Raw genomic sequence first — 16,835 nt, 5'->3', positions numbered from 1 at the left:
TGACCGTCGTGCCGAGAAAGCGGACGTTGCCACAAAAATTGTAGTGACCTGCCTTGCCATCACTCCGTCGATCGTGACGAAGTACTCCTTCGCCCTTCGGGTGCGGCGATGATCGAAACAGTGACTGTCAAACCGTGAATCTTAGCGACGTTCGCACAGATAATGCGGTGAGGCGCCCTTCCGAAGGAGAAATCCGCTGCGTCATGCGAATTAGGGACAAGGCGCACGGCCAATCGCTCGCGTGCCAAACAAGTTACAGCGCCCTACTAATCACTCGAATTCATAGCCGGCGGTTAACCGCAAAATTGCATCCTCGCTGTCATCGGTCAGACCAAAGGCGCCGCCGACGCCGAAGTGCGTTTCGTTTTTGCAATCGAAGCGCAGGTTGATCCCCGCGTACTGTTCCGTGCTGCTACCGTTGAGCGTAAGACCTTTGTGCGAGTCGCCGAGGCCGCCGTACAGCTCAACGCCGAGCGTCATCTTCTCTAGGCCGGTTTCACTCGAGGTGCTGGACACTTCGGACCCCTCATAGGCGCGGAAGAACACGTAGTTGAGCCCAGCCGCATACCCGAACGACCACAAACCATCTCCGAAGTTGACTTCTTGGATAGTATTGAACGCGACGTTCAGATTGCTCGTTAAGTCCCGGCCGAGGATGAGCTTGCTTTCTAGCTCGTGCTCGCTTTCTTCCTCGCCAGCCTCCGCTTCCTCCTCCTCGCCATCTGTCCGACCGACCACGGAGCGGATGAAGCGGCTGTTCGGCTTCTTGTATTCATACTCCGCGTAGAGAACTGGATTTAACAGTGTCTCGCCTCGAAAGAGCCGAAATCGGTTTTCGAAACGGAAGCTCCCGAAATCGTAATTCTCGCCCGCGTCGTAATTTTTCACGCCCTCAAGATAAATTGCAGTCGTGAAAAGGTCGGTGACGCCGTACTCAATCTCGAAAAGCTGTGCTGTGTAGTTTGCCTCACCGTCGCCTACATGGCTGAAATCGGAATAAACCTCGACATCCAGAGCGCCTTTCTCCTCCATATGTTGGTTATAGAGAATGAAATTAGCGTCTTGCCCGGCCTGAACACCTGACACCCCCAAAAGTGCCGCAGCAGTTTGTGATAGCCAAAGCTTGGAAGCGTGCCTCATGAATTCCCTCACAATTGAGATGCAAGGAACTGATCACACGACCTATAGGACCACCATTCTGCACAACCTCCGTGCACGAATTCAATCGCAATAGCGTAGGTATTTAATGCGTCAGCACACTCATGTTGCGCACAGGGCACAGCACAAGCACAGGGCAGTGGTGGGGCTTCTCCGGCCAGCGCGGTCTCGCCGACAAGCAGGCATTCCTCAGTAACTATTCTCTTGCTTTTCTGGTGGCTAGAGGTTGTAGGGCTCTGGCCAAGTCAATGACCCCGCCTCGGAGGCTGCCATGGTTGACATAATTGAAACTCGGTATCGCATCGGCGGCATGGATTGCGCGGGTTGCGCCGCGAAAATCGACCGCGCCGTGCGTAGATTGCCCGAAGTGTCGGATGTCGATGTGTCTGTTGCCTCAGGCACCATGAGGGTGAAGCACCGCGATAAGCCGGGACTCGACGATGCGCTGGCTACGGCGGTCACGCCTCTCGGCTATACGATTCAGCCTCTGAACACCGTCGCGAAGCGTGAGCGAGACAGCGAGGACGTGCCTGCGCCGGAACCGGCGGGCATTGGCGAAAAAAGCGATCGGACGGGGCCGCTTCACGGCGATGCTTATCAACCGACCAACAAGCAGTGGTACGGAACACCAAAGGGCCGTCTCACGATCGCTTGCGGCATCGCGGTTGCCCTGGCGTGGGCCGCCGGCAGGCTTGTCCCGGCGACCGCACCATGGGGCTTCATCCTCGCCATGGCAGTCGGCCTCATTCCCATCGCCCGGCGCGCCATTTCGGCTGCCCGCATCGGCATGCCGTTCACCATCGAAACTCTGATGACGATTGCCGCCGTCGGCGCGATTGCGATTAATGCCGCCGAGGAAGCCGCTGCCGTCGTGTTCCTCTTTCTCGTGGGTGAGCTGCTGGAAGGCGTGGCCGCAGGACGCGCACGTGCAAGCATCTCGGACCTGACCAAGCTGGTGCCCAAAACCGCGCTTGTCGAACGCAACGGCAGGACTGCCGAAGTGCAAGCTGACACCCTCGCGGTCGGAGACATCATTCTCGTGCGCCCTGGCGATCGCATCCCGGCCGACGGCGACATCGTCGAGGGCGATAGCGCGATTGACGAGGCGCCGGTCACGGGTGAATCGACACCGAAACGCAAGCGCGTCGGAGATCGCGCGTTCGCCGGGACCATCAACCAGAACAATTCACTGAGACTGCGCGTCACGGCGGCGGCGGCCGACAACACCATTGCGCGCATCGTCAAGCTGGTCGAGGAAGCGCACGAAGCGAAGGCGCCGACACAACGCTTCATCGACCAGTTCTCCAAGTACTACACGCCAGCGGTGCTGGCGCTCGGTGCCCTGGTCGCGATTGCTCCACCTCTGCTGACTGGGGCACCCTGGAGTCCATGGATTTACAAAGGCCTTGCGATCCTGTTGATCGGATGCCCGTGTGCCCTCGTTATTTCGACGCCCGCCGCAATCGCGGCAGGCCTCTCGAACGGCGCACGGCGTGGGCTGCTGATGAAGGGCGGCGCGGTGCTGGAAAATCTGCGCAACGTCACGACGGTTGCTTTCGACAAGACAGGTACCTTGACCGAAGGCAAGCCGCAGGTCACGGACGTCATTTCGGTTGACCGCAGCGAAGGCGAACTCCTTGCACTTGCTGCCTCACTCGAAGCCGGTTCCAGCCATCCGCTCGCGAAGGCGATATTGGCACGTGCCTCACACGACGGAATTGCGCCCAATGCCGCCAGCAACACCGGCGCGATCGGTGGCGAGGGCGTGGTTGGCACAATCGACGGCCGCGAGGTCTTTCTCGGCTCGCCCGGCGCTGCGCGCAAGCGGGCTATGCTGCCGGATGATCTGTCGGCGAGGATCGGTCGCCTCAACGACGAGGGAAAAACCGTATCTGTCCTCGTCGTCGACAAGGATGTGGCGGGCGTCATCGCCATGCGCGACGAGCCACGTGCCGATGCCGTCGCAGGGATCGCCGCCCTGAATCAGATGGGCATCCCAGCCGTGATGCTCACCGGCGACAATACACGCACCGCAACCGCTATCGCTAAGTCGCTTGCTATGGAGGCGCGCGCCGAGCTCCTGCCGGAGGATAAGCTGCGCATAGTTTCCGAACTTCAGTCGGAAGGCCGCACCGTGGCCAAAGTTGGGGACGGCATCAACGATGCCCCGGCCCTCGCGGCAGCAGACATCGGTATTGCGATGGGCGGAGGCAGCGATGTAGCGCTCGAGACGGCCGATGCCGCAGTGCTGCACGGCCGCGTGCGAGACGTTGCCGCTATGATCGAGCTCTCCAAGCGGACAATGGGCAACATCTGGCAGAATATCACCATCGCCCTCGGACTTAAGGCGGTGTTCCTCGTCACCACATTACTCGGCATCACAGGGCTCTGGCCTGCTATCATGGCCGACACCGGCGCTACGGTGCTTGTTACGTTAAATGCGCTGCGGCTGCTCAATCCAGGTCGGGGCGAGAAAGAGATTTCGTCGTAGGCGACATTGTCGCAGTTTGGCAGGCCGTTTGTTCGTTAGTAGGAGGAAGGCGACGCTGCCGCCGAGATTGTAGGCGCTCGGCTGTTCTCCGTGGACGTTGAAATATGTGGTGAAGCCTGCATTTCCATTCAGCGTCACCCGATCCGAGACGATCTTGATAGGAAGATTAAACTGAAAGCCTGTCGATCCCTCTCCGAGCCCTTTGCCTTCATCTCCGGTCGGCAAAATCAGTGTGGGCCGAGGGGCAACTGCTGGCCTTTGCGCAGTCTCAGCTGACAGCAGTAGTTGAGCTGCAGATCGCCGAAGCCGCTGGCGTCATCGCCCTGATCTCATAGCCAAGAGTATGGGACCGAGATCGAGACTTGATGCAGTTGAGTTACGAGAGGCCACTCGTCGGTGAAGCTGCAAAACCAATTGCCATCCAGGCGGCGAAAAGTGTTGATGTGCCGTCCGACACTTGGCTCCTGATTACATGCTTCCTCCATCAGGAATGAGTTGTCTTGGATACCGGCGGCGAGCCGATTGTCCTCTGCCGCCACGATAGGCGACATCAGAATGAGTGCCAAAAAAGTACCGGTAGCGACGCGTACGCTTGGAGACCAAGTCATCGATTGTGCCGCTTTCTGAGTTGCCGTACGCGTCAGAACTCCGAGCACGGAAACAGCAGACTATATCCGAACGGTGAATTGCACTTCGCCCATGATCGTGAATCGCACATGCGGTCAAGCCGCGACCTGCGGAACGGTTGCACTAAATCATGAAGTTCTTTCCGACGAGGTCAGCGGAGCGGTGCTCATGGGCTACTGCAGCACTTCCAGCTCCGCGCCGCCTCTTCAGGTCCTCCCGCGCGCTGGAGTGAAACCCATGCAGTGCAGTCGAATGCATTGGCAAATTCAAAGACTATCGGGCCGACTTACGTTGGCTGTTGTCGATTTGGTTAGATGTGGGTCGGACGCAGCCCCGCGTAAGCAGCGAGCCCATCCTGAAACCCCGGTTGGAATTGCCGGTCAACAACAGACCGGAACACCCTACCCTATGGTTCACTTAACACTCGGCTGGATATTGTCACCTCCGGCTGCTGCAATACGTTTGAACGGTCCTTCGCATTACCGGCGCGTTCGATTTGAGCATTTGCAAGCAAGCGGCGATCGCAACAAAAAGGTCAGGCCAGGCAGAATCGAACAACCAAACTGCGCCAGCAGTCACGATAACAGTGATATTTCCCGCGATATCGGGGCGGGGAGCGGTTCCGTCTGCACGTAGATTCTGTTGACCTGTCCTATGAACTGACAAGAGAACGAGGCACGTCAAATTTGACGCTAGGCCAAGAACACCGACCGCACCTATGACATCCGCGCGAGGAAGCTCAGGCGTGAATATGTGAAATAGAGCCGAGCCTAACACTAACAGACTCATCGCACACATAATCCCGGCCTTGCACAGCGCAACGGCCAGGCGAGTGCGGGTATCGACGCCAATGACCGCGAGACTTAGGGCATAGATCAACGCGTCGTCCAAAAAGTCCAGCGCGTCCGCCCGCAGCGTATGCGAGTCCCACAGATAGCCGGCTATGGTTTCGAGCGCGAACATGGCCCCCGAGATGGCGATGACAATCCTCAAGGTTTGCCGATAGCCGCGTGCTGCGCCATCGAGTTCAAGCATGCCTGTTGGATCTTCACGCTCCTGCATGTCATCCAGAGCAGCAGATAGGCCCTTCCGTCGTTCCTTCATTGCAATTTAGAGGTGGCAATGCCTCGAGCTAGCGTTCGTCGCGTTTCGCATCGACGCTGCGCAACGCGTGTGTCGTCGCAAATCCCGGTCACTACCCTGCGCTCCTACAAACCGGGTAAATTGCGCGCACGATTCGCGCAGCTTTCGAGCGGGGAATGAACAGCAGACCCTATCACCACACAGAGACCATGATGATGATGCGGCATGCTGTCGGCAAAGTTGTAACGCTTCTGGCATGGGCCTTTTGCGCAGCGCCCAAAACCCTTCATGCGACTGTCTCCTGACGCCCATGGCATCTCATGAGCGGCAGCTAGCTGCGTGCCCACCAGGAATTGCATCCACACGAAACAACCAATGAAGAACATTCGGACTGTCATCAGATCCTCTCTCTCAACTTAACAACTACTTGGCTGCATCACGCGTGGATTCCCGACTGTGCCTCGTGCCGACCGTGACTAGGTTCCCCACAGTCGTTTGCTGCAGGATTACCTCCACCCGAGCTTGATCCTCTCTAACCACAACCTGCTGGCTCACTCTCTTGTCATCGAACTCTCGAATAACCAGACTGGGCGCTCCAAATTTGCTGCTGAATAGCGTCGCCAAGTCCTCAAACCAATGTTGGTCGCCAAGCTTGGCCGTGATGGAGCAAGAGACCAAGTGAGGTTCAGGAACGGATTGGGATTGCACGATAGCGATGCTTCCGAGATTGTTCGTCGCCATCCAACCAGCAGTCAGCTTATGGTTTGCTGTGCTTCCCCGAGCCAGCTGCGCTGCGGTCGCGCTGGTCCAGCCATCCAGTTGGGCAACGTTGACTAGTGCCTGATGGTCATCGCCAAGCCGGATGCAGGTCCGCTCCGCAAATGCCAGCACAGCCTCCACGGACCTTGCATGATCGATTTCCGCGACGATGCGGCGTGTACGTTCCCTTCCGACAACAGCTAGCTCGTCAACCTGGGTTAGAAGCGCGCTCAATCTAAGCCGGGCTTGAGCCACTCCTGCGACGGACCCATCAAGCTGAACTATTTTCTCGTAGTCGGATAGCGCGCTCTCCATCGCATCGCGTTTCACCTGAACGATAGCGCGATTGAAGAACACGTCTGGATTAGAGGGATCAAACTCGGCCGCTTTGTCGAGATCGGAAAGTGCGTCATCGAGGCGACTAAGGTTTGAGTTGACCACGCCTCGGTTCATAAACGCTGCGGCGAACCCGGGGCGGTACTTAATGGCCGACGTGAAATCTTCCAGGGCGAGCTCGAACTCCCGGCGCAGGTGCCGCACGTTGCCACGGTTATAGTATGCTGACGCGTTGAAGGGTTCCCGCTCCAGGACTTCATTGAAACCCTGAAGCGCCTCCAACAGCCTTCCCTGCACAAGGGCTTGTGCTGCACGATCGTGGATCTGCTCCGTCGAACCATCAATAGGTTGGCCACGAGCCAGGCTCGGCGTAACAGCTATTAAAGCCGACGAGCTGACGGCAGCCCATGCCGCGCCGGTGACAGCAATCCAAATCTTAGATTTCTTTGTCAAAGCCCATCCTCCAAAGAAGGAGGATGCCGCCCGGGGGTAGGAGGGCGACATCCTCGGAGGCCTAGAGAGCTCCAGCCGGATAGAGACCTTGCACGAGCGGGAGCAAACCCTTGACCCTTTTCAGGTTCAAAGCGGTGGCATCAGAGTCGTTCTTCTCGGCTGAGTGATGCAGATCGTCGGCTGCCTTATCGAGTTGTTTGAGCGCCGACGTGAGCTTTGTCTTCGCATCGCCGGTTACCATGTCGGACTTGTCTTCGAGCGCGTGCACTGCACTGGCGATGTGCTCGGCCAGTTCGTGAATTGGTTCGATTTTCTTTTCTGCCACCAGCTTTTCGACGTCAGCTGTCGTTGAGGCGATGAACGCCCAAGCCTCTTTCGCCGTAGCAAACGTCTTTGCTTCAAAGTGACCTTTGTCTTCGTGACCATGATCTTTGGCATGGTCATGCGCATCATTGCCGTGATCGTGCCCGTCATTGGCCGCGACCTGAACGTCGTGGTCCTTGTCTTTTTGAGCCCGGCCGTTGTCTTCGGCATATCCGGGGGACAGCGCTGCGCAGCCGAAGATGGCGGCAAAGGCGACTGCTCTGCTGGTGGTAGACATTAGGCGAACTCCTTCTTGGCTGGTGCGTCTCCAATCATTTCCGGCTCATCCCCTTTAAGGATGAAGCGCTTATAGAGTGCTGGAAGAACGACGAGGGTTAGCGCGGTGGCGCTGATCAAGCCTCCGATGACAACGGTGGCGAGAGGCTTTTGCACTTCAGCGCCAGTACCGGTCGCAATTGCCATGGGGACAAAACCGAGCGACGCCACGAGAGCCGTCATGAGAACCGGCCTGAGGCGTGTCATCGCGCCGTCAAAGATAGCTTGGTCACCGGGTAGGCCCTGCTTGCGCAGCTGGTTGATGTAAGTGACCATGACGAGGCCGTTGAGCACAGCTACACCGGAGAGAGCGATGAATCCAACCGCAGCCGAAATCGAAAACGGCATGTCCCTCAAATAAAGGCTCAATATGCCTCCGCTGATCGCGAGAGGAACGCCTGAGAACACAAGCAGCGCCTCGCGGACATTTCCGAGCGCCGTGAAAAGCATGAGGAAGATGACGAAGAAGCATGCCGGCACGACAATCATCAGACGCGCCCGCGCGGCCTGCAGGTTCTCAAACTGTCCGCCCCAGGTCAGCCATTCACCAGGTGGCACCTTGACCTGGGCATCGATCTTTTCCTGGGCTTCAAGAACGAAGGAGCCAATATCTCGTCCGCGCACGTTAGCCTGAACGACGATGCGTCGCTTTCCGTTCTCGCGACTGATCTGGTTGGGGCCTTCCTCGACGACAAAGCTGGCGAGTGTTTTCAGCGGAATAAAATTCGCCCTCCTTCCGCTTTGCCCGTCGGTGTCGGGGATTGGCACCGGAAGGTTTTCGAGCTCGGCCATGTCGTCGCGCAGCTGGTCGGGAAGGCGGACGACGATATCGAACCGTCGATCGCCCTGAAAAACAAGACCGCTTTCCCGGCCGCCGACCGCGATCGAAATCACGTCCAACACATCGCTGACGTTGAGACCGTAGCGTGACACAGCCTCCTTGTTCAGCTTGACGTTGAGCATCGGCAGGCCTGTGGTTTGCTCGACCTTGACATCCGCCGCGCCCTGAACCGACCGCAGCACGCCGGCAATTTTGTTCGCCGTGTTACCGAGCCGATCGAAATCGTCACCAAACACCTTGACCGCGACGTCGCTTCGCACGCCCGATATGAGTTCGTTGAAGCGCATTTGGATAGGTTGGGTGAATTCGTAGTTATTGCCCGGCAAGAGCCCCACCGCTTCGGCGATCCTGTTCAGGAGGGAGGATTTCGACTCTGACGGATCAGGCCACTCGTACTGAGGCTTGAGAATGATGAAGGTGTCCGACACATGCGGAGGCATGGGATCAGCCGCCATCTCAGCGGTACCTGTCTTCGAAAAAACGAAGGCGACCTCAGGGAAGCTACGCACCACCCCTTCGACTTTCAGCTGCATTTCCGTCGACTGTGTCAGCGAGGTCGAGGGAATGCGCATGGCGTGCATGGCGAGATTCTTCTCATCCAACTGCGGGATGAATTCCTGTCCCAGCCGCGTAAACAGCAGAACGCTGAAGACGAACAGCGCCACCGCGAGCCGTATTACGAAGCGTGGCTCGCTGAGAGCCGCCTTCAGGATGGGTGCATACCGCGCCTTCGACGTCCGGATGATCCAGTTCTCTTTCTCCTCGACACGACCCGTGACGAAGATTGCGAGCATGGCCGGCACAAACGTGAGCGAAAGAACGAAAGCGCATACCAGAGCGATGATGACCGTCAGGCCCATCGGCTCGAACATCTTTCCCTCGACGCCGGTGAAGGTAAGAAGGGGGAAGTAGACGGTGATGATGATGATCTGGCCGAAGACCGTGGGCTGGATCATCTCCTTACTCGCAACCATCACCTCGTGAAGCCGCTCCTCAAGCGTTAGCAAGCGTCCTTCATGATGTTGCCGTTCTGCGAGCCGCCTGAGCGCGTTCTCGGTGATGATGACGGCGCCATCGACGATAAGACCAAAATCAAGCGCACCCAGACTCATAAGGTTGGCGGAGATTCCCGTTTCCAACATGCCGGTGATCGTCATCAGCATGGTCACTGGAATAACAAGCGCAGTGATTAGCGCTGCGCGAAGATTTCCCAGCATCAGAAAAAGTATGACGATGACGAGGAGCGCGCCTTCAGCCAGGTTCTTTGCCACGGTCCTAACGGTCGCATCAACGAGTTGCGTCCGATTGAGAACGGTCTTGACCGTGATGTCAGGAGGCAGCGCCTTGCTGATCGCTTGCATCTTCTCATCGACGAGATTTGAGACGATGCGGCTGTTACCGCCCTTGAGCATCATGGTCGTGCCAACGACGACTTCATTCCCGTCTTCGCTGCCCGATCCGGTGCGCAGTTCGCGACCGATACCGACTTCCGCAACGTCCTTTAGGAAGACGGGAACGCCATTTTTATTGGTAATGATGACGTTGCCGATGTCGCTGGCCGTCTCCAAGCGCCCATCGGCGCGAACGGTGTATGACTCTCCTTTTTGCTCAATATAACCCGCACCCACGCCGCTATTGTTCTTTTCCAGAGCGGTAATCACATCGGAGAAAGAGAGGCCAAGCGAGAGCAGCTTCTGTGGATCTGGCTGCACATGGTATTGCTGCTCGTAACCGCCGATGGAGTCGACTTCCGCAACGCCCTCGACACCCTTGAGCTGCGGCCGGATGATCCAGTCCTGCACCGTGCGCAGGTACATTGCGAACTCAAAATCTTTGGTGAGTTTCAGCCCCTCAGGCGTGAGGTAACTGCCATCGCTCTGCCATCCGGGCTGCCCGTCTTTGACCTCGGCGCCTTTGCCGCGCGGGTGCTCAAAGTGGACTGTCCACATGTAGACTTCGCCAAGACCGGTCGATACGGCGCCCATGCGCGGTTCGGCGCCTGCTGGAAGATCGCCCTTGGCCTGAGCGATGCGTTCGGCGACCTGTGTGCGGGCAAAGTAGATATCGACGTCCTCATTGAAGACTGCCGTCACCTGAGAGAAGCCATTACGAGACAGCGAGCGCGTGTAGGAAAGGCCAGGAATACCGGCAAGCGCCGTTTCAATGGGAAAGGTAACGCTCTTTTCGATCTCGAAAGGCGAAAGCGAACTCGCCTCGGTGTTGATCTGCACCTGATTATTGGTGATGTCAGGCACCGCATCGATAGGCAGTCGTTGCAACGAGCGGATGCCAAATGCGGCCACAGCTGCCACAAGCAGGACAACTAGGAAGCGATTGGCCAAGGAAAAACTGAGGATACGTTCAATCATGACAACGCCCCTAGTGCTCGTGCTCAGCTTCGGATTTTCCGAGCTCGGCCTTGAGCGTGAAGGTGTTTGATGTTGCAACCGTCTCGCCAAATTCGAGGCCCGAGAGGATCTCGACATTCACAGAATCCTCACGGCCGGTCGTGACAGGACGAGCGCGAAAGCCGCCGCCTTCGTTGACGAAGACTACCGATTTGCCGCCCACCGTCTGTATCGCGGCGAGCGGAACGATGAGGTTTGCCTCTTGCTCACCCGACAGCAATCGAGCATTGACGTAATCGCCGAGGCGCCAGACCAAACCTGCATTGTCCAGCTCGGCAATAGCCTTTGCGGACCGGGTCTCCGGATCGATCAACGGACTGAGGGCAATGATCTTCGCTGTGGCCTTTTGCTGCCCGGCCTCGACACGCACATCCTGACCTTGCTTCGCGAAACTTAAATCTCCCGGAGGGATCGCCATTTCGATCCAGACTTTCGAGACGTCCGCGATGGTGAAGATCTCACGGTCAGTGCCGACCGTCTGGCCCAACACGATATCGCGCGCGGTCACACTGCCGTCGATTGGCGTTCGGATCTCATAGAAGCGGAATTGACCTTCGTCGGAGAGCTTTGGAAGCGCCTTTATCTCATCATGCGTCAGGCCGATGGTGTGAAGCTTCTGGTGGGCGAGATCGAGCTTGATCTTTGCAGCCTGATGCCCGTTCTTTGCAGTGAGGTAATCCTGTTCGGCAGTCACCTTCTGCGTCCATAACCGCTCTTCGCGCTCATATATCGAGCGAGCCAGTTCCTCAGCACGCCACGACGCAAGGTAGTCCGCTTTGGCATCCGCCATTTCGCGGCTCTCGAGAACAGCCAACAAATCGCCAACTTTTACTTTGTCGCCGAGTTGCTTCTCGACGCGGGCAACAGTGCCAGAGAGTTTGGGGACGATTTTTGCCTGGCCATCAGCGTTGATGGCGATACGACCAGGAACGGAAACCTCCTTGACCAGCTTGCCCGACGTCACCGGCGACATGTCGATACTAGCGGCTTCGATTTGCGCGGCGCTGAGCTTGATCAGCCCTTCACCGCTCTCTTCACCTTCTCCGTGCGCGTGACCGTGCTCGTCTTTTCCACCTGCCGCTTTCTCGCCGTCGGAATGCTGGTGACCGTCGCCCTCGTTGGGAGCGGCGGTCGGCATAGCAGCGGGCTTATCGCCAAAACCCAGCGTATCCTGAATGGCTCCGATAACTCCATCTTCACAGACTTTAGTGCCGAAGCCTTCTTCCGCGTGCTGTTCGGATTCTCCATGAGCGTGTTCATGTGCGTCAGCTTTCGGCGTCGGCGCGCAGGAGCTTTTTAGCTCGCGCACACCAATGAAACCGGCGACAGCGACAAAGATCGCAGCGACAATAATTTTCGTCTTCCAGTTCATCACAATCCTCAAGCTCACAATCCGTTCAGGTCGCGCCCGACAAGGGCTTCAACCCTGACCCGCGCCTTTTCGTAGTTAGCGCGCGCCGTGAGTACTTCGAGGCGGGACTCGAACACGGTGCGTTGAACATCGAGGACGCTCAGGATGTCGAATTTTCCTTCGTCAAAGCCGATCTTCGTCTTGTCGTAGGCTCGCTGCGCTCCAGGCAGCACGTCCTTCTCGAGTGCCTTCAATTCCGTCGCAGCCACATTGAGCTCTCCGAGTGCTTCGACGAGCGTTGCGTAAAGTTCATTACGCGTCGCCAACTGCTCGTTTTCCGCCTTGGCGACTCGGCGCTCCGCTGCAGCGATGTTGCCCTGATTGCGATCGAACAGGGGGATAGGCATCGAGACGGACGCCACCATCGCTGCGGCGTCGTTCTCCTGGAAAGTTCTGACGCCCGCGCTAACTGTGATATCGGGGATGGCTTTCGCATGCTCCAAGTCGAGCTGTGCGACGCGACGGTTGATCTCGTCTCCCCACCGCGCGAGGGTGGGATTGTTTTCTAGAAGGGTGATGAGCGCTTCCGGCGCTGGTGCCGTATATCCATTTCCGAGCCGCCCTATAACACTGCCGAATGCAATATCCGCTGAACCCCAGAGTGCGGAAAGCTTGCGCTTTGCTGCGTCCAGCCTCGCCCGTTCCCCCTTTTGAAGCGCCTCGGCGCGAGCTAGAGCAACTGCTGCGCGATCCAGCTCGATCGGGCTTGCCTTGCCGCCCCTCACGCGAGCGTCGACGCTCGTGCGTGTCTGTTTCGCAAGAGAAACAAACTCACCCAGGACCTTGATACGCTCCTGCGCAATCAGCACGTCGACGAAAGCCTGCGCAGCATCAGTTGCGACCTTCACGCGCAAGGTTTCGTGATCCCAGCCGGCAAGGGATGTATCCAGATGTGCGGCCTGAAGACGTTTCAACCGCTTGTCGCCAAGCTCGACCGTCTGGGCCAAGCTGACGGTTTCCTCGGCGGTTTCGAAACCACTCTTGTCCTTGCTGCCTCCGAAATTCTCGGCTTCCACAAGCAGCGAGGGATTAGGCCTGACCGCAGACTGCACCTCTTCGCCCCGACGTGCATCGATCTCGATAAAAGCCGCCCTTACCGAGGGGCTGAATAGAATGGCCCGCGTTACGGCATCGCGAAGTGTGATGGTGTCAGCATAGGCCGGTGCACCAGCCCCTCCGGGCACCGGCTGCTCGGGCGGAACAGCCGGGCGCAGCGGCAGGTCGCGATCCGATGCATAGGCTTCCGGCGCAGGTAGGCTGCCCATTTCAGGGTTCTGCGCAAGAGAGCTGCATCCAGCCAGCAACGAAGCCGTCAACGCCACGAGTAATCCAGATCTAAAGCCAGTATGGTCTGGCATGCATTCCCCCGAAAATAAGAGCTACGAGCGCAGCCGACCCCCGTCGACGCGCCTACAAGATTCTGGGGAAGGGAAACCTAGATAAGGAGGATGATGGTCCTCAGCGCGTCGAGCTGCGCGTTGCGGCGCGCGCCAGCAATGCCCTGCGCCAAACGCGCAGATCCAGCATAAACTGCCGGCAAGGTGGGTACCCGCGGTAAGATCGCAGTGACGGGAAGGTCGTCGTAGGAGAACCCGGCCTTGAACTGAGAAGATGGGCTTGGCTTCTGAGCCGCTGTCAAAAGCTGGCTATCGGTGCACTGCGAAGCAGACGCGACCACAGGGTGCCCGGGACTGACGCAGTCATCATTCAGTTCGGCAGCGGCGTGGTGATCGCCACTGAGCACGAACTCGATAGCACGGTGACCGTCGGCACCAACACAAACGCGCAACGGCGTCCCGGCCAGCACGGATGCCGGCAGAAAAACCATCAGAGTAAAGATGGCTACAGCGCGTTGCCAAATGGTCATTTTCGAACGAACTACCCAGAGTTAGAGATGCAATCGTAAACGAGTCGTTGACCACCGACAATTGCAACGATGGCACAGCCAGGATATCAAAATTCGACACACTTGCCACAACCTATCCCCCAGGATAGGATTTGGACATGAGCGACACAACTCATATTTCAGTCGTCAAACGCCTGAAGCGCGCGGAAGGGCATCTGCGCTCTCTCATCAGCATGATCGAAGCTGGCAGCGAGTGCGTCGATGTCGCGCAGCAACTGCATGCCGTCGAGAACGCACTCGCAAATGCAAAGCGAGAGATGATCCACGACCACTTGAACCACTGCCTCGAGGAGGCACTTGCGAACGGCGCAATGTCTGCCGGCGAAGCGCTTCAGCAGGCGAGGTCTCTCACAAAGTATCTCTGAAAGGCGATCATGGGCGCGGGCCACGATCATCATACCGGCGACATGAATGCCACAGCGATCACAAAGGCGTTGGCTTTGACCGCGACCTTTATGGTCGCCGAAGTCGTGGGCGGGCTGCTCACCGGAAGCCTAGCGCTACTGTCCGATGCGGCACACATGATGACCGACACCGCCGGGCTTGCCATCGCCCTAGCAGCCATTCGAATAGGAGCTCGCCCGGCCGACAACCGGAGAACATTCGGCTACAAGAGATTCGAAATCCTGGCGGCGGCCTTTAACGCTTTGCTGCTGTTCGGAGTTGCGGCCTACATCCTTTACGAGGGCGTGCAGAGGTTCATCGAACCACCCGAGGTTCAGTCGCTACCAATGATGGCAATCGCGACGGGCGGTTTAGTCGTCAATCTTGTCGCCATGCGAATACTCAATGCCGGACAGTCCGTTAGCCTGAACGTCAAGGGCGCGTATCTCGAGGTATGGAGCGACATGCTCGGCTCCATTGGCGTCATCGCGGCAGCGATCACCATTTGGCTGACGGGTTGGACCTGGGTTGATCCGATCGTGGCGATCGCCATCGGCCTTTGGGTACTCCCTCGAACGTGGGTACTGCTCAAGGAAACAACGAACATTCTGCTCGAAGGCGTACCGGAAGGTATCGATCTCGATAAGGTTGCCTTGGAACTGACGTCAGTCGCCGGGGTGAGAAATGTCCACGACCTGCATGTTTGGGCGCTGACGAACGGCATGCCGTCTCTAGCGGCCCATCTCGTACTTACTGATGGCGTGGATGCTGACGTGGTCCGCGGTGCTGCAGCAAACGTCCTGCACGACAGGTTCGAGATCCGTCATGTGACGCTGCAGACCGAGAGTAGCGACTGCCGGAACAGCCGGGATGACCACGGCCTGCATTGAACCTGCACACATTGCCGCCGCATTTTGAAGCGAGCAACCGATGGACCATTCATTCCGGGGGCGCTTGCATGTCACTCACCTTTTCTCAGACAGAACTCGATCTGAGCGCGGTCCAATGGCGGCGCAGGGTTGTGCTGGCCTTCTCCATCCTGATCGTGACCGTGCTCTTGCCCTTCGTCTGCGCGGTTTGGCTGCATACCAATCCATTGCTTTACGCACAGATCGAGCACGCAGGGATCTTCTTGATCTTCGTCGCGATCGCAGGCCGCACATGGAGCGCCCTGCACATTGGCGGCAACAAGAAGATCGTACTCGTCGAGACCGGCCCTTATTCGGTCGTGCGTAATCCCCTATACCTGTTCACCCTGATTGGTGCCGCAGGCATCGGAGCGCAGACAAGCTCGCTGGTGATGATGCTCCTCTGTGCGCTAACTGCCAGCGCTGTTCTTGCGGCGGTGGTTTTCAAAGAGGAGACGTTTCTGCGTGCGCGGTTCGGAGCAAAATATGACGCATACGCCCGCCGCGTTCCGAGATTCTTTCCGCGTTTCAGCGCCTATCAGGATGTTGAACACCTCACGATCCGGCCGAAAGTGGTGTATCGCACCTTCTTAGAGTCGAGCTATTTTCTCATTGCCATCCCGGCCGTCGATGCAATCGAGCTGGCTCGGGTTTATGGTTGGCTGCCGGAGTTTATTCATCTCCCTTAAGGGCTGCGCTGACGACTGAGCGGTGCCCTCATGAGGAGGAAAAACTGGAAGAGCCCACGCCCTTCCAGTTTTTTGCGTGCTGCAAGGCTGCTTAATGATGGCCATGGTGGTGATGGTGACGTCCGAACCCATGGTGATGATGATGTCCAAAACCGTAGAAACGAGGATAGTAGCCGTAGTCGGCGTAGGGATCGTAGTAGTAGCGCCGATAGTGTCTGTGCCGGACCTTGCGACAGCTAAGATGTCCATGCCTGTCATATCTACAACGCCGCGCCACTTGCTCGACATCGCTGACGGTCTGTCCGGATATGGCCGTTCCCAGTCCCGACATGCTTGCGGCATTAGCCGGGCCTTCGGCCATCACGCATGCGCCCGCTAGGGCTATTACAATCAAACTGCGATTTCCCAGCATGGTCATTCTCCTTGACGGTGAACCGACGTGTGTGTCGTCGGGCGGTATCCAGGCTAGCGATTTGAGCCAGCTTCAGTGATGATGATGACGGTGGTGATGGCGTATTCTGAAACCATACCAGTGGCGTCGATGGTGGCGGTGGCGCCAATGTCTGTGGTGATGATGTCGCCTCAAGTGTCGATGCCGAATTTGTATGACCTGCGCTTCACCAAACTGGGCGCCTTGCCCCAGTGTTTTCCCGACTGCGCCAGTGGCAACGTTGGCCGAAGCCGGACTGAGGAGAGCAAGAAGTCCTGCACACAGGAGGCCGGCGATTGAGAATTTGCGCAT

The 16,835-nt window shown here is 57.8% G+C and carries 13 protein-coding genes; 5 read left to right on the top strand and 8 right to left on the bottom strand.

What is annotated here, in order from left to right:
* Positions 1-270: 270 nt before the first annotated feature.
* A complete protein-coding gene (locus tag F812_RS0121665; RefSeq protein ID WP_245257743.1) occupies positions 271-1,140 on the bottom strand; it encodes a hypothetical protein in 870 nt (289 codons plus the stop codon).
* Positions 1,141-1,429: 289 nt separating this feature from the next.
* Here F812_RS0121665 and F812_RS0121660 point away from each other — a divergent pair, with 289 nt between their 5' ends.
* On the top strand, positions 1,430-3,649 hold the full coding sequence (locus F812_RS0121660) for a heavy metal translocating P-type ATPase (protein WP_026868354.1): 2,220 nt from the start codon (positions 1,430-1,432) through the stop codon (positions 3,647-3,649).
* A 1,065-nt stretch (positions 3,650-4,714) separates the two neighbouring features.
* On the opposite strand, the gene F812_RS0121650 is transcribed toward F812_RS0121660, so the two are convergent.
* The 7 genes from F812_RS0121650 to F812_RS0121615 all read right to left on the bottom strand — a co-directional run bounded on the left by F812_RS0121650 (position 4,715) and on the right by F812_RS0121615 (position 14,073).
* Positions 4,715-5,338, bottom strand: coding sequence for a cation efflux transmembrane domain-containing protein (locus F812_RS0121650; protein WP_198011258.1), 624 nt, complete (start codon positions 5,336-5,338; stop codon positions 4,715-4,717).
* A gap of 444 nt (positions 5,339-5,782) precedes the next feature.
* Complete coding sequence (locus F812_RS0121645) at positions 5,783-6,907, bottom strand: tetratricopeptide repeat protein (protein WP_198011257.1); 1,125 nt, start codon at positions 6,905-6,907, stop codon at positions 5,783-5,785.
* A gap of 61 nt (positions 6,908-6,968) precedes the next feature.
* Positions 6,969-7,508 (bottom strand): hypothetical protein, encoded by a 540-nt coding sequence (locus F812_RS0121640; RefSeq protein ID WP_020088084.1) that lies wholly within the window; start codon positions 7,506-7,508, stop codon positions 6,969-6,971.
* Positions 7,508-10,756, bottom strand: a complete 3,249-nt coding sequence (locus F812_RS25060) for an efflux RND transporter permease subunit (protein ID WP_020088083.1) — start codon at positions 10,754-10,756, stop codon at positions 7,508-7,510. The genes F812_RS0121640 and F812_RS25060 overlap by 1 nt, the downstream gene beginning before the upstream one ends.
* Before the next feature lie 10 nt (positions 10,757-10,766).
* Positions 10,767-12,167 carry an efflux RND transporter periplasmic adaptor subunit gene (locus F812_RS0121630; RefSeq protein WP_156827605.1) on the bottom strand — a complete coding sequence of 467 codons (1,401 nt, stop codon included), beginning with the start codon at positions 12,165-12,167 and terminating at the stop codon, positions 10,767-10,769.
* A 14-nt stretch (positions 12,168-12,181) separates the two neighbouring features.
* Positions 12,182-13,522 carry a TolC family protein gene (locus tag F812_RS25055; protein WP_198011256.1) on the bottom strand — a complete coding sequence of 447 codons (1,341 nt, stop codon included), beginning with the start codon at positions 13,520-13,522 and terminating at the stop codon, positions 12,182-12,184.
* Between the two features lie 119 nt (positions 13,523-13,641).
* The gene (locus F812_RS0121615; RefSeq protein WP_156827604.1) at positions 13,642-14,073 is read right to left on the bottom strand and encodes a hypothetical protein; all 432 of its coding nucleotides are present in this window, start codon (positions 14,071-14,073) and stop codon (positions 13,642-13,644) included.
* A 137-nt stretch (positions 14,074-14,210) separates the two neighbouring features.
* Here F812_RS0121615 and F812_RS0121610 point away from each other — a divergent pair, with 137 nt between their 5' ends.
* The 4 genes from F812_RS0121610 to F812_RS26710 all read left to right on the top strand — a co-directional run bounded on the left by F812_RS0121610 (position 14,211) and on the right by F812_RS26710 (position 16,823).
* Positions 14,211-14,477: a metal-sensing transcriptional repressor gene (locus F812_RS0121610; RefSeq protein ID WP_020088078.1), complete on the top strand. Its 267-nt coding sequence runs from the start codon at positions 14,211-14,213 to the stop codon at positions 14,475-14,477.
* Positions 14,478-14,486: 9 nt separating this feature from the next.
* The gene (locus F812_RS0121605) at positions 14,487-15,386 is read left to right on the top strand and encodes a cation diffusion facilitator family transporter (protein ID WP_020088077.1); all 900 of its coding nucleotides are present in this window, start codon (positions 14,487-14,489) and stop codon (positions 15,384-15,386) included.
* 68 nt (positions 15,387-15,454) lie between these two features.
* A complete protein-coding gene (locus F812_RS0121600; protein WP_020088076.1) occupies positions 15,455-16,093 on the top strand; it encodes a methyltransferase family protein in 639 nt (212 codons plus the stop codon).
* Between the two features lie 490 nt (positions 16,094-16,583).
* Positions 16,584-16,823, top strand: coding sequence for a hypothetical protein (locus F812_RS26710; protein ID WP_020088074.1), 240 nt, complete (start codon positions 16,584-16,586; stop codon positions 16,821-16,823).
* Positions 16,824-16,835 lie beyond the last annotated feature (12 nt).

Source organism: Hyphomicrobium zavarzinii ATCC 27496, from assembly GCF_000383415.1.
Lineage (GTDB): Bacteria > Pseudomonadota > Alphaproteobacteria > Rhizobiales > Hyphomicrobiaceae > Hyphomicrobium_C > Hyphomicrobium_C zavarzinii.
This window is presented reverse-complemented; position numbering and strand designations above follow the sequence as displayed.

What these genes read in the sequence shown, in the direction of transcription:
- F812_RS0121665 (WP_245257743.1), bottom strand. Translation starts at nt 1,140, where the DNA reads ATGAGGCACGCTTCCAAGCTTTGGCTATCACAAACTGCTGCGGCACTT.
- F812_RS0121660 (WP_026868354.1), top strand. Translation starts at nt 1,430, where the DNA reads ATGGTTGACATAATTGAAACTCGGTATCGCATCGGCGGCATGGATTGC.
- F812_RS0121650 (WP_198011258.1), bottom strand. Translation starts at nt 5,338, where the DNA reads ATGCAGGAGCGTGAAGATCCAACAGGCATGCTTGAACTCGATGGCGCA.
- F812_RS0121640 (WP_020088084.1), bottom strand. Translation starts at nt 7,508, where the DNA reads ATGTCTACCACCAGCAGAGCAGTCGCCTTTGCCGCCATCTTCGGCTGC.
- F812_RS25060 (WP_020088083.1), bottom strand. Translation starts at nt 10,756, where the DNA reads ATGATTGAACGTATCCTCAGTTTTTCCTTGGCCAATCGCTTCCTAGTT.
- F812_RS0121630 (WP_156827605.1), bottom strand. Translation starts at nt 12,167, where the DNA reads ATGAACTGGAAGACGAAAATTATTGTCGCTGCGATCTTTGTCGCTGTC.
- F812_RS0121615 (WP_156827604.1), bottom strand. Translation starts at nt 14,073, where the DNA reads ATGACCATTTGGCAACGCGCTGTAGCCATCTTTACTCTGATGGTTTTT.
- F812_RS0121610 (WP_020088078.1), top strand. Translation starts at nt 14,211, where the DNA reads ATGAGCGACACAACTCATATTTCAGTCGTCAAACGCCTGAAGCGCGCG.
- F812_RS0121605 (WP_020088077.1), top strand. Translation starts at nt 14,487, where the DNA reads ATGGGCGCGGGCCACGATCATCATACCGGCGACATGAATGCCACAGCG.
- F812_RS0121600 (WP_020088076.1), top strand. Translation starts at nt 15,455, where the DNA reads ATGTCACTCACCTTTTCTCAGACAGAACTCGATCTGAGCGCGGTCCAA.
- F812_RS26710 (WP_020088074.1), top strand. Translation starts at nt 16,584, where the DNA reads ATGATGATGACGGTGGTGATGGCGTATTCTGAAACCATACCAGTGGCG.